The organism is Delftia sp. ASV31 (assembly GCF_016428765.1).
Classification (GTDB): domain Bacteria; phylum Pseudomonadota; class Gammaproteobacteria; order Burkholderiales; family Burkholderiaceae_C; genus Comamonas; species Comamonas acidovorans.
On the sequence record NZ_JAELTK010000075.1, the window covers coordinates 19,225 to 31,613 of the forward strand.

Here is a 12,389-nt window from a genome sequence, read left to right on the forward strand (position 1 = left end):
CATGGCTGTCATCTTCTTGGATCCGTGGGCCCGAGGCTGAGCCCGAGGCGGGCGGCTCCCTGTTATTGCACGTTCTGGTGGCAGTCGCTGCAGACGCCGTACAGCGTCATCTCATGGCGCTCCACCACAAAGCCTTCGGGGGCGATGCGCTGCATGTCGCCCGGACAGCCGGGCACGTTGAACACGCGGTTGCAGCTCATGCAGCGGAAATGGTGGTGGTGGGCGCGGCCGCTGAGTTCGTAGCGCGTGGCCTCGCCGGGCAGGTCCACGGCCTGCACTTCGCCCGCTTCCATCAGCTGCTTGATGTTGCGGTACACCGTGGCCAGCCCGATGGCCGGCACCTCGCGCTGCGCTGCGCCGAGGATCTCGGCCGGAAGCAAGGGGCGTCCAGCCTCTTCCATGACCGTGCGTATCGAGCTGCGTTGACGGGTCGAGCGTTCCATAGGCCTGAACAAGCGCTCCACGATGGGCTGAGTGTGTCTAGTCATGGTGATTCCGTTATTTACTATAACAATCTCGACGCGATTAATCAGTGCTCACGAGCGCTCACAGCTGAAATTTACACTGTGTTTACCTGCGGGTCCCGCAAGCATGGAGACGCAGTGTGTGCAATGGATCTCTGCCCCAAGGGGAAGGAATTCCATTTGACAGACACCAGATGCTCCATTCCTGCCAGTTTTCGCGAGTATATGTTGTGAGCATTCGATGGACCTTATGCGCCGGTTAAATGCCATAGCCGTCAACAATGCTGTAATGGGATGTAATTGATCTATTGATTGAAGAGTGCTTGGAATGGGGTGTGTGCGGTGCTTCCCGTCTGGGCTGCAAGAGGCGGTGCTGGCCCAAGGTGAGATGCAATTACTTACATGGACAGTGTATTGCCAATACGGGTAGATTGCCTCAATGCGCTTCGTTTGTCCATGATCCGTTTCCTTGAAAGGGGAAGGGAGGCCGCCCCGGAACTGACAACCAGGGTGGTTTGCACAATGACATGCCGATTCGCGATCCACAGACCATTGGGCCATGAAGTGCATTTTCTCGAATTGCGCAGCCGGAAAAAAGTCAGCCAGCCTTTCAGCCTCGATTGGGAAGTGCTCAGCGAAAGCATCTACGCAAAGGCGCTATTGGGTAAAGCACCACCATGGAAATACAAATCCAGGGCGGCGCAATGCGCTACATCGACGGCATCGTCGCCCGCCTGGGCATGCAGGGCCAGAACCACCGCGGTTACGCCTGCAAGGCCCGCCTGAGCCCCTGGCTGTGGCTGGCCACGCGCAGGAGCGACGTTCGCATCTTCCAGAACCAGACCGTGCCCGACATCATCGAGCAGGTATTGGGCGCCTATGGCCTACCGCTGTGAAAGAAACGCACGCGCGGCAATCGCAGCGGGTACTGCTGCGCTCAATTCAACGAAAGCGATTGCGGCCTTGTCCCGCGATGGATGCTGCACGAAGGCATCTACTTCTTTTTCGAGCATGCCTCGCATGGCGCATTGCCTGGGGATGAATCCATTCCTTTCCATCCTCCTGAAAAGGCCGGCGCAGGCGATCCGCAAAACATCCACGCCCGGCAGCTGGAGCAGGAAATCAAGCCGGGCCGCCATTGCAGCGACGGCCCTGAATTTGCACGGGCAGGCATGGCCAGGACGTACCGGTAAGCCGCAGGGGACAGATGCGGTCCAGGCGCTGCGGCCCCTGGCCTGGGCATGCCGGTCAGGGGTCTCGTTCAAATCCGGTTGATGGACACGCCACCATCGACCACCATGGCCGTACCCGTGATGAAGCTGGATGCGTCCGACGCCAGAAACAGCGCCGCCGCCGCGATTTCTGCGGGGGTGGCGAGGCGCTTGAGCGCGTGCAGGTTTTCGACGAAGGCGCGCGCCTCGGGCGTGGGGGTGCTGGCGCGGCCCATGGGAGTGTCGGTGCCCCCGGGCAGCAGGGCGTTGGCGCGCAGGCCGCGGGGGCCGTATTCGGCGGCGATGACCTGGGTGAGGCCGACGAGGCCGGCCTTGCTGGCGGCATAGGCTCCCATGCCGGGCAGGCCCGCCGTATGGCCCACGAAGGTGGAGGTGAAGATCAGCGAGCCGCCACCGCGTGCCAGCAGGGCCGGTATCTGGTGCTTGGCGCCCAGAAAGGCACTGGTGAGGTTGGTGGCGATGGCGTCCTGCCAGGCCTGCAGCGAGAGATCGGGGAGGGCGCAGGGATCGCCGGTCATGCCTGCATTGTTGAAGGCGATGTCCAGGCCGCCAAAGCGCTCCGTGGCGGTCTCGACCAGGGCCTGTGCCAGCGGCTCGTCCCGCACGTCGCCGGCCAGCGCGATGGCTTGGCCGCCGTCCTGCTCGATCTCCGCCACCAGCGTCTGCAGTTGCGCCTGGCGGCGGGCCGTGAGGACCAGCCTGGCGCCGTGGCGGGCAAACAGCCTGGCGGCTTCGCGGCCTATGCCTGAGCTGGCGCCTGTGATGAGGGCGACTTTTCCGTGGAGTTGCTGTGGCGATGGCTGCATCTCGCACCTTTTCTTTCCGTGAATGAGGGAAAGCGGTTTGTAGTGCGGCGCAGGCGGACGCGCATCCCGCTTCTTGCACGAGCGCCGGGCCGCGCTCGGTGGTGCCGGGCCGTGCCGCGCTGCACATGGTCGCAGCGGGCTAGGGAGAGCTCAGTCTTCGCCCAGCTCCAGGTGCGCGAACAGGTCGGCCAGCGTGGGCGTGGAGCGTGCGGGCCAGATGGCGCTGAGGTCCAGGCTGGGCAGGGCCTGGCCGTCACGCACCTCGCAAAAGCGCACGCCGCGAAAGTCCATGGAGCGTATCCAGCTGGGCAGAAGAGCCACGCCGCAGCCGCCGGCCACGCAGGCCAGCACGGTGAGGGTGCGGTTGGCTTCCTGCGCCACATGGGCCTCGTGCCCGGCCTTGCGCAGCGCGTCGAGGATGCCGGCATGCAGCACGGGCAATTGCGCCTGCGGGTACATCACCAGCCCGGCCTCGGCGATCTGGGCCAGGCTGACCTGGCCGTCCTCGCCGATCTGGAATTCATCGGGCACGGCGGCCACCAGGCGCTCGCGCAGCAGCTGGCGCTCGCGCATGCGCCCGCCCACGGCCACGGGCGTGTGCATGAGGCCGATGTCGATGGCGCCGGTCTGCAGGGCCTCGGCCTGCTCGGCATTGCTCATCTCGCGCAGGATGACGCGCACGCCAGGCGCCTGCTGCCGCAACGCGCGCAGGGCGCGGGGCAGGGTGCCAAAAAGCGCCGAGGACACCAGGCCCACGGTCAACTGGCCCGCACTGCCCCTGGCGATCTCGCGCGCGCGGCTGGCGGCGGCATCTATGCGGGCCACGCTGGTGCGCACATCGTCCAGCATGGCCAGGGCGGCCGGGGTGGGCAGGGCGCCCTGGCGTGAGCGCTGGAACAGCTGCACGCCCAGGTCTTTTTCCATGCGGGCCAGGGTCTGGCTCAGGGCCGGCTGTGCAATGCCCAGCCAGTCGGCGGCGCGGCTGACGCTGCCCTGGTCCACCACCGCGAGAAAGTAGCGCAGATGCCGGGTTTCCATATTGATCCGGTATGAATAAATCCGTTTTGAAGAATGGAAATATATACCCCCCGTTCCTAGAATCCGGCCCCATGCCCCCAGCGCCGCGCCTTGCGTGGCGCAACCCACAAGGAGTTCTTCCCGTGTCTGCCGTGCCCCGGTTCGCCATTGCGTCCAGCGTCGATACCCACGCCCATGTCTTCGAGCGTGGCCTGCCCATGCCGGATGCGCGCCGCTACGCGCCCGAAGAGGACGCGCCCCTGGGCACCTATCTGCACCACCTGGACACGCATGGCATGGCCCATGGCGTGCTGGTGCAGCCCAGCTTTCTGGGCACGGACAACAGCTACCTGCTCCAGGCGCTGCGCGCCCAGCCGCAGCGCCTGCGCGGCGTGGCCGTGGTGGATGAGAGCACGGGCGATGAACAACTGCAGGCCCTGGCCGATGCCGGCGTGGTGGGCATGCGCCTGAACCTGATCGGCCTGCCTTTGCCCGATCTGAATGCGCCCGGTTGGCGCCGCGTGCTGGAGCAGGCCAACACCCTGGGCTGGCATGTGGAGCTGCACCTGCAGGCCGGGCGCCTGCCGGACCTGCTGCCCGCCTTGCTGGCGGCCGGCTGCCGCGTGGTGGTTGACCACTTCGGGCGTCCTGACCCGGCCCTGGGCGTGCGCGACCCGGGCTTTGGCTATCTGCTGCAGCAGGCCGGCAGCGGCCGTGTGTGGGTCAAGCTGTCCGCGCCCTACCGCATCTGGCAGGCCGCCGACTGCGCCGCCTCGGGCCGGCAGGCCACCGCGCAATTGCTGCAGGCCTTCACGGCCGCGCGGTTGCTCTGGGGCAGCGACTGGCCGCACACGCAGCACGCGGGCCAGGCCAGCTATCCGGCGGCCGTGCGCTGGCTGCAGGACTGGCTGGACGATGCCGGCCCCCTGCAGGCCGTGCTGGGCCGCACCGCCTTCGAGCTGTTCCGATTCCAAAACGACATGCCAAACCAAGGAGACACACCATGAATTCCCTGTCCAGACGCACCGCCAGCCTGTGGGCGGCCGCAGGCCTGCTTTCGGCCGTTGCCGGCATGGCCGCGCCGGCCGCAGCGGCTGCGGCGGCTGCAGTGGCCAACTACCCCGAGCGCCCCGTCACCCTGGTCGTGACCTATCCGCCGGGCGGCACCGTCGATGTGGTGGCGCGCCTGATCGGCCCCAGGCTGTCTGCCGAGCTGGGCCAGCCCGTGGTGATCGAGAACCGGGGCGGGGCAGGCGGCATGATCGGCGGCGCCCAGGTGGCCAAGGCCCAGCCCGACGGCTACACGCTGATGCTCGATGCCTCCAACCACGCGCAAAACCCCGCCATCCACGCGCGCATGCAGTTCGACACGCTCAAGGCCTTCGCGCCGGTCTCGCTGCTGCTGCGCGTGCCCAATGTGCTGGTGGTTGCGCCTTCGTCGCCCATCAAGAGCGTGCAGGACCTGATCCAGGCTGGCCGCTCCGAGGGGGGCGGGCAACTGTACTTTGCGTCCGCAGGCCCGGGCTCGGCCCAGCACCTGGCGGGCGAACTGTTCAACCTGCTGGCCAGGACGCAGCTGCACCATGTGGCCTACAAGGGCGGCGGCCCGGCCATGATGGATGTGATGTCGGGCCAGGTGCCGCTGATGTTTGCCAGCATGGGCTCGGCTTGGCAGCACGTGAAGACCGGCAAGCTGCGCGCGGTGGCCGTGGGCGGGCTGGAGCGCTCCAAGGCCGCGCCCGAGCTGCCGACCATTGCCGAGTCGGGCGTGCCCGGCTACGAGACCTATGAATGGAACGCCATCTTTGCGCCGGCCGGCACGCCGCCCGCCATCGTGAACCGGCTGTCCACGGTGCTGGCCAAGGTGCTGCGCGAGCCCGCCATCGTGGAGCGGCTCGCTGGCATAGGCGCCGAGCCCATAGGCTCCACGCCGGCCGAGCTGGAGACCTTCCGCCGCGCCGAGATCGCCAAGTGGCAGAAGGTGGTGAAGGATTCCCGGCTCAAGCTGGACTGAGCGCGTGCAGGCCAGAAAGCGGACCATTGCGGTCTGCTGTACACCGCAGGCAGCCCTGGCGCGTTGAACAGGAACGGGCGCTGGCTTGAACGGGTTCTTACACCTTTTCAGGCGCAGCGGTCCACGCGGCCCCGCGCGCTTGGTAGAAACGGGGCCTTTCCTGTTTCACCCAATTCAAAAGAACATGGCCCTGCTCACCTTGCGAACCACCTTGCGCGCCGCGGCCGCCTTTGCGCTGGCCTGCTCGGCCCTTGCGGCCCAGGCGCAGACCTACATCAGCGGCTCGGTCTCGGGCCAGCTGGCACCGGGCGTCTACGGCACCGTGGACATCGGCAACGCACCGCCGCCAGCGCTGCTGTACCAGCGCCCCGTGATCATTGCGCCGGCCCCCATGGCTCCGCCGCCTGTCTACATGTGGGTGCCCCCGGGCCACGCCAAGCACTGGGGCAAGCACTGCGCCCGCTACGGCGCCTGCGGCCGCCCGGTGTACTTCCTGCGCAACCCGCCGCCGCACTGGCATGCCGGGCCGCCGCGTCCCGATCCGCGCTGGCGCGAGGAGCGCCGCCACCGCGAATGGGAGCACCGCCGCGATGACCGCCGCTGGGACCGTGACGACCGCCACGATCGCCATGGCGGGCGTGGTGATGACCACCGTGGCCCCGGGCATGGCCATGATCGCGGCCGGGGCCATGGCCGCGATTGAGCGGCACCGCACAAAAATAAGTTGTATCAAGCAGTTGCGGTGCACGGGCGCCGCAACCCGCAGCGCAAGCCTGGTACTGAGCTATGCCGGTTTGCTATAGCTGCTAGCGGGCTTGCTCAGTGGTGCCTGGCCCGCGCCATGCTCACAATAGCTGTCATACCCATACTGATAGAGACAGCCATGCAAACGGCCATTCCCTGCCTGCTGATGCGGGGCGGTACTTCCAAGGGCCCCTTCTTCCGGGCCACCGATCTTCCCTCCGACCTGCCCACGCGCGACCGCGTGCTGCTCGCGGCCATGGGTTCGCCCGACAAGCGGCAGATCGACGGCGTGGGTGGCGCGCATCCGCTGACCAGCAAGGTCGGCATCGTCAGCCTCTCCGACAAGGAGGGCATCGACCTCGAATTCCTCTTCGCCCAGCTGCAGCCCGACAAGGACACGGTGGACACCACGCCCAACTGCGGCAACATGCTGGCCGGCGTGGTTCCCTTTGCGCTGGAGACCGGCATGGTCTCCTCGCGCGGCGAGACCAGCACCTTCCGGGTGCTGACGCTGAACACCGGCATGGCGGCCGACATCACCGTGCAGACGCCCGGCGGCCAGGTGGAGTACGAAGGCTCGGCCCGCATCGACGGCGCGCCCGGCAGCTCGGCACCCATCGAAATCAGTTTCCTGGACACGGCCGGCTCGGTCTGCTCGGGCCTGCTGCCCACGGGCAAGCCCCGGGACACGGTCACGGTGACGGGCGAGGGGTTCGAAGACTTCACGCTTGACGTCACGTGCATAGACAACGGCATGCCGCTGGTGATCTTCAAGGCCGCCGACGTGGGCGCCACCGGCCTGGAGACCGTGGCCGAGCTCAACGCCGACACCGATCTCAAGCGCCGCATCGAGGCGCTGCGCCTGCAGATCTCCCGGACCATGGGCCTGGGCGATGTCTCGGCCAAGAACTACCCCAAGATGACGCTGATCGCGCCGCCCCAGCATGGCGGCGCGCTGACCACGCGCAGCTTCATCCCCCACGTCTGCCATGACGCCATCGGCGTGCTGGCAGCCGTCACCGTCGGCACGGCCGTGAAGATGCCGGGCACCGTGTGCGACGGCGTGGCGCAGCTCACGCAGGGCGCGGGCCCGCTCACGGTGTCGGTGGAGCATCCCACGGGCGAATTCAGCGTGACGCTGGACAGCGACCCGGCCCACCCCGAGGTGGTGACCAAGGCCGCCTTGCTGCGCACGGCGCGCCTGCTGATGCGCGGCGAAGTGATGGTTCCGCGCTCGGCCTGGGACGGCCGCAGGCAGGACTGAAGAAGCAGCGCAGGGGCTTGCCGGCCCCTGCGCTGCAAGGGGCGGGCCGCGCGCGCAGATGCGGTATCCGCCAGGCCGAGAGACAGTGGAAGAGACAAGTCATGACATCCGTCCAAAAGGACGCCGGCCAGCCCGGCGTCAATGTGCAGACCCTGCTCAACGAGCACCCGTTCTCGGGATTCCAGTGGGTGATCTTTGCGCTGTGTTTTCTGATCGTTCTGCTCGATGGCTTTGACACGGCGGCCATCGGCTACATCGCGCCCTCGCTGATCGGCGAGTGGGGCGTGAGCAAGCCTGCACTGGCGCCCGTGCTCAGCGCGGCGCTGTTCGGCCTGGCCGCAGGCGCCCTGTTCTCTGGTCCGCTGGCTGACCGGCTGGGCCGCAAGACCGTGCTGGTGGGTTCGGTGGCGGTGTTTGCCGTGTCCTGCCTGGCTTCGGGCTTTTCGCCCGACATCTGGACGCTGGCCATGCTGCGCTTCGTCACCGGCCTGGGCCTGGGCGCCGCCATGCCCAATGCCGTCACGCTGATGAGCGAGTACTGCCCTGATTCGCGCCGCGCCACGCTGACCAACGCCATGTTCTGCGGCTTTCCGCTGGGCGCGGCCTTCGGCGGCTTCCTGGCGGCCTGGATGATCCCCCATTTCGGCTGGCGCAGCGTGCTCATCCTGGGCGGTGCAGCGCCGCTGCTGCTGCTGGTGGCCCTGATCGTGCTGCTGCCGGAGTCGGTGCGCCACATGGTGGCCAACAACTACCCGGCCGAACGCATCCGCAAGGTGCTGGCGCGCATTGCCGGTGATGCCGTGCAGGGCGTGCAGCGCTTCGTGATGACCGAGTCCAAGCCCCAGCCCGAATCCCAGGCCAGCAGCGGCATGGGCGTGGTGCTGTCGCGTGAGTACCGGGTGGGCTCGATCATGCTGTGGATCGCCTACTTCATGGGACTGGTCATCTTCTACGCGCTGATGAACTGGATGCCGGTGCTGTTCAAGGAAGCGGGCCTGGACCCCAAGACCGGCACCCTGGTGGCCGCGCTGTTCCCGCTGGGCGGCGTGGGCGCCGTGCTGTTCGGCTGGCTCATGGACCGCTTCAATGCCAACCGCATCATTGCCATCGGCTATGCGCTGACGGCAGCCTCCATCTGGTGGATAGGCCAGACGGCCGGCCACCTGGGCTGGCTGGTGGTGGCCGTCTTCCTGGCCGGCACCATCATGAACACCGCCCAGTCGTCCATGCCGGCGCTGGCCGCCGCCTACTACCCCACGCGGGGCCGTGCCACGGGCGTGGCCTGGATGCTGGGCATTGGCCGCTTCGGCGGCATTGCGGGCTCGTTCCTGGTGGCCGAGCTGTCGGCGCGCCAGCTGGGTTTCAGCGAGATCTTTGCCGTGGTGGCCATTCCGGGCGTGATCGCCATGGCCGCCCTCATCATCAAGCAGTACAGCAGTCCCGAGCCGCAGGGCGGCGCGGCGCCTGCCGCACCCCTCCACTGACCCCTCCACTGACACATTCCCACCCCATAAAGACGCAGGAGACCATCCGATGATCATCGACGTACACGGCCACTACACCACCGCGCCCGCGGCCCTGGGCGCCTGGCGCGACCTGCAGATCGCAGGCCTCAAGGACCCGTCCAAGGCCCCCAGGGCCAGCGACCTGAAGATCAGCGACGACGAGATCCGCGAGACCATCGAGACCAACCAGCTCAAGCTGATGAAGCAGCGCGGCTCCGATCTCACCATCTTCAGCCCGCGCGCCAGCTTCATGGCCCACCACATCGGCGACTTCCAGACATCGAGCACCTGGGCCGCCATCTGCAACGAGCTGTGCTACCGCGTCAGCGAACTGTTCCCCGAGCATTTCATCCCCGCCGCCATGCTGCCGCAGTCGCCGGGCGTGGACCCTGCCACCTGCATCCCCGAACTGGTCAAGTGCGTGGAGCAGTACGGCAACGTGGGCATCAACCTGAACCCCGATCCTTCAGGCGGCCACTGGACCTCGCCCCCGCTGTCGGACCGCTCCTGGTATCCCATCTACGAAAAGATGGTGGAGTACGACATCCCCGCGATGGTCCACGTCTCCACCAGTTGCAACGCGTGCTTCCACACCACGGGCGCCCACTACCTGAATGCCGACACCACGGCCTTCATGCAGTGCCTGACCAGCGACCTGTTCAAGGACTTCCCCACGCTCAAGTTCCTGATCCCCCATGGCGGCGGCGCCGTGCCCTACCACTGGGGCCGTTTCCGCGGCCTGGCGCAGGAGCTCAAGAAGCCGCTGCTGGACGAGCACCTGCTCAACAACATCTTCTTCGACACCTGCGTCTACCACCAGCCCGGCATCGATCTGCTGACCAAGGTGATCCCCGTCAAGAACATCCTGTTCGCCAGCGAGATGATCGGCGCCGTGCGCGGCATCGACCCGACCACGGGCCACTACTACGACGACACCAAGCGCTACATCGAGGCCACGGCCAACCTCACCGAAGAGGAGCGCTACCAGGTCTACGAAGGCAACGCGCGCCGCGTGTTCCCGCGCCTGGACGCCGCCCTCAAGCAAAAGGGCCTGTAAGCAGGCCGCCACCACAGATCCAAGGAGAACACCATGTACGAACTCGGTGTGGTTTACCGCAACATCCAGCGCGCCGACCGCGCGGCCGCCGACGGCCTGGCCGCCCTGGGCTCGGCCACCGTCCACGAGGCCATGGGCCGCGTGGGCCTGCTCAAGCCCTATATGCGCCCCATCTATGCGGGCCAGCAGGTCTCGGGAACGGCCGTCACCGTGCTGCTGCAGCCCGGCGACAACTGGATGATGCATGTGGCCGCAGAGCAGATCCAGCCCGGCGACATCGTGGTCGCGGCCGTGACCTCGGAATGCACGGACGGCTACTTCGGCGACCTGCTGGCCACCAGCTTTCAGGCGCGTGGCGCGCGTGCGCTGATCATCGACGCCGGCGTGCGCGACGTGAAGACGCTGCAGGAAATGAACTTCCCCGTGTGGAGCCGCGCCATCTCCTCCAAGGGCACGATCAAGGCCACGCTGGGCTCGGTCAACATCCCGGTGGTCTGCGCAGGCATGTGGGTCACGCCCGGCGACGTGATCGTGGCCGACGATGACGGCGTGGTCTGCGTGCCCGCCGCCAAGGCCGCCGAAACCCTGGCTGCCGCGCAAAAGCGCGAGAGCTTCGAGGGTGAAAAGCGCGCCAAGCTGGCTTCCGGCGTGCTGGGCCTGGACATGTACAAGATGCGCGAGCCGCTCGAAAAGGCCGGCCTTCGTTACATCGATTGAAGGAGGGAACATGAGCGCTTTTGAAAAAACCCCCGGCTGGCTGGACTGGTACGCCGGCCCCTCCAAGCCGAAGTTCCAGGTGCCCGCAGGCGCTGTGGATGCCCACTGCCACGTCTTCGGCCCCGGTGATGAATTCCCCTTCGCGCCCGAGCGCAAGTACACGCCCTGCGACGCCAGCAAGCAGCAGCTGTTTGCGCTGCGCGACCACCTGGGCTTTGCGCGCAACGTCATCGTGCAGGCCACCTGCCACGGCGCCGACAACCGCGCCATGGTCGATGCCTGCAAGGCCGCCAACGGCAAGGCGCGCGGCGTGGCCACGGTGCGCCGCAGCGTGACCGATGAGGAGTTGCAGGAGCTGCACGCCGCCGGCGTGCGCGGTGTGCGCTTCAACTTCGTCAAGCGCCTGGTGGACTTCACGCCCAAGGACGAGCTGATGGAGATCGCGGGCCGCATCGCCAAGCTCGGCTGGCACGTGGTCATCTACTTCGAGGCCGTGGACCTGCCCGAGCTGTGGGATTTCTTCACCAGCCTGCCCACCACCGTGGTCGTGGACCACATGGGCCGCCCCGATGTGAACAAGCCCGTGGACGGCCCCGAGTTCGAGCTGTTCCTCAAGTTCATGCGCGAGCACCAGAACGTCTGGAGCAAGGTCAGCTGCCCGGAGCGCCTGTCCGTCACCGGCCCCAAGGCGCTGGACGGCGAGCAAAATGCCTACCGTGACGTGGTGCCCTTCGCCCGCCGCGTGGTCGAGGAGTTCCCCGACCGCGTGCTGTGGGGAACCGACTGGCCCCACCCCAACCTCAAGGACCACATGCCCGATGACGGCCTGCTGGTCGATTTCATCCCGCACATCGCCCCCACGGCCGAACTGCAGCGCAAGCTGCTGGTGGACAACCCCATGCGCCTTTACTGGCCCGAAGAGGCCTGAAGGCGACCATGTCCGGCCTGGGTGCCGGACATATTCAAGGAGATATCCATGGCATTGGACAAACCCTATCTGGACGTGCCCGGCACCATCATTTTTGATGCCGAGCAGTCTCGCAAAGGCTACTGGCTCAACCAGTTCTGCATGTCGCTGATGAAGGCCGAGAACCGCGAGCGCTTCAAGGCTGACGAGCGTGCCTACCTGGACGAATGGGCCATGAGCGAGGAACAAAAGCAGGCCGTGCTGGCCCGCGACCTCAACTGGTGCATGCGCACGGGCGGCAACATCTACTTCCTGGCCAAGATCGGCGCCACGGACGGCAAGAGCTTCCAGCAGATGGCAGGCTCCATGACCGGCATGTCCGAAGAGGAATACCGCAACATGATGGTGGGCGGAGGCCGTTCGGCCGAAGGCAACCGCCGCGTGGGCGAGGAGGGCGATGCCCAGGCCCACCGCCAGCCGCAGGGCAAGGCCGGCAGCGTGGACAAGAACAACAAGGAAGGCAACTGACATGGCGCGCATCACCGCATCCGTCTACACCTCGCATGTGCCCGCCATCGGCGCGGCCATGGACCTGGGCAAGGCGGGCGACCCCTATTGGCAGCCGCTGTTCAAGGGCTTCGAGCACTCGCGCCAATGGCTCA

At 66.8% G+C, this 12,389-nt stretch carries 12 protein-coding genes and 2 pseudogenes; 11 read left to right on the plus strand and 3 right to left on the minus strand.

The annotated features are described in order from the left end of the window. Window positions 1-62: 62 nt before the first annotated feature. Complete coding sequence (locus JHD82_RS22410) at window positions 63-488, minus strand: Fur family transcriptional regulator (RefSeq protein ID WP_012206260.1); 426 nt, start codon at window positions 486-488, stop codon at window positions 63-65. Window positions 489-1,168: 680 nt separating this feature from the next. On the opposite strand from JHD82_RS22410, the pseudogene JHD82_RS22415 reads away from it, so the two are divergent. After that, window positions 1,169-1,657: pseudogene (locus JHD82_RS22415) on the plus strand (contractile injection system protein, VgrG/Pvc8 family). A 68-nt stretch (window positions 1,658-1,725) separates the two neighbouring features. Here JHD82_RS22415 and JHD82_RS22420 read toward each other — a convergent pair. Continuing rightward, complete coding sequence (locus tag JHD82_RS22420; protein ID WP_199138879.1) at window positions 1,726-2,502, minus strand: SDR family oxidoreductase; 777 nt, start codon at window positions 2,500-2,502, stop codon at window positions 1,726-1,728. Window positions 2,503-2,652: 150 nt separating this feature from the next. Further along, entirely contained in the window at window positions 2,653-3,540 is an 888-nt protein-coding gene (locus JHD82_RS22425) for a LysR family transcriptional regulator (protein ID WP_047327543.1), read from the minus strand. Between the two features lie 122 nt (window positions 3,541-3,662). On the opposite strand from JHD82_RS22425, the gene JHD82_RS22430 reads away from it, so the two are divergent. From JHD82_RS22430 to JHD82_RS22475, 10 genes and pseudogenes are all read left to right on the plus strand, one after another. Then, on the plus strand, window positions 3,663-4,526 hold the full coding sequence (locus JHD82_RS22430; protein WP_199138881.1) for an amidohydrolase: 864 nt from the start codon (window positions 3,663-3,665) through the stop codon (window positions 4,524-4,526). Continuing rightward, a complete protein-coding gene (locus tag JHD82_RS22435; protein ID WP_012206255.1) occupies window positions 4,523-5,533 on the plus strand; it encodes a tripartite tricarboxylate transporter substrate binding protein in 1,011 nt (336 codons plus the stop codon). The genes JHD82_RS22430 and JHD82_RS22435 overlap by 4 nt, the downstream gene beginning before the upstream one ends. 184 nt (window positions 5,534-5,717) lie before the next feature. Continuing rightward, the gene (locus JHD82_RS22440; RefSeq protein ID WP_034395652.1) at window positions 5,718-6,236 is read left to right on the plus strand and encodes a hypothetical protein; all 519 of its coding nucleotides are present in this window, start codon (window positions 5,718-5,720) and stop codon (window positions 6,234-6,236) included. A 180-nt stretch (window positions 6,237-6,416) separates the two neighbouring features. Continuing rightward, window positions 6,417-7,541, plus strand: coding sequence for a 4-oxalomesaconate tautomerase (locus tag JHD82_RS22445; protein WP_043782284.1), 1,125 nt, complete (start codon window positions 6,417-6,419; stop codon window positions 7,539-7,541). Window positions 7,542-7,642: 101 nt separating this feature from the next. Next, a complete protein-coding gene (locus JHD82_RS22450) occupies window positions 7,643-9,025 on the plus strand; it encodes an aromatic acid/H+ symport family MFS transporter (protein ID WP_199138883.1) in 1,383 nt (460 codons plus the stop codon). A 49-nt stretch (window positions 9,026-9,074) separates the two neighbouring features. Further along, window positions 9,075-10,103 carry an amidohydrolase family protein gene (locus JHD82_RS22455; protein WP_199138885.1) on the plus strand — a complete coding sequence of 343 codons (1,029 nt, stop codon included), beginning with the start codon at window positions 9,075-9,077 and terminating at the stop codon, window positions 10,101-10,103. A gap of 33 nt (window positions 10,104-10,136) precedes the next feature. Beyond that, complete coding sequence (gene ligK / locus JHD82_RS22460) at window positions 10,137-10,820, plus strand: 4-carboxy-4-hydroxy-2-oxoadipate aldolase/oxaloacetate decarboxylase (protein ID WP_012206250.1); 684 nt, start codon at window positions 10,137-10,139, stop codon at window positions 10,818-10,820. Window positions 10,821-10,830: 10 nt separating this feature from the next. Beyond that, the gene (locus JHD82_RS22465; protein WP_141831395.1) at window positions 10,831-11,748 is read left to right on the plus strand and encodes an amidohydrolase family protein; all 918 of its coding nucleotides are present in this window, start codon (window positions 10,831-10,833) and stop codon (window positions 11,746-11,748) included. 48 nt (window positions 11,749-11,796) lie between these two features. Beyond that, complete coding sequence (ligA, locus tag JHD82_RS22470; protein ID WP_012206248.1) at window positions 11,797-12,255, plus strand: protocatechuate 4,5-dioxygenase subunit alpha; 459 nt, start codon at window positions 11,797-11,799, stop codon at window positions 12,253-12,255. A 1-nt stretch (window position 12,256) separates the two neighbouring features. Further along, window positions 12,257-12,389: pseudogene (locus JHD82_RS22475) on the plus strand (protocatechuate 3,4-dioxygenase); the annotation flags it as partial.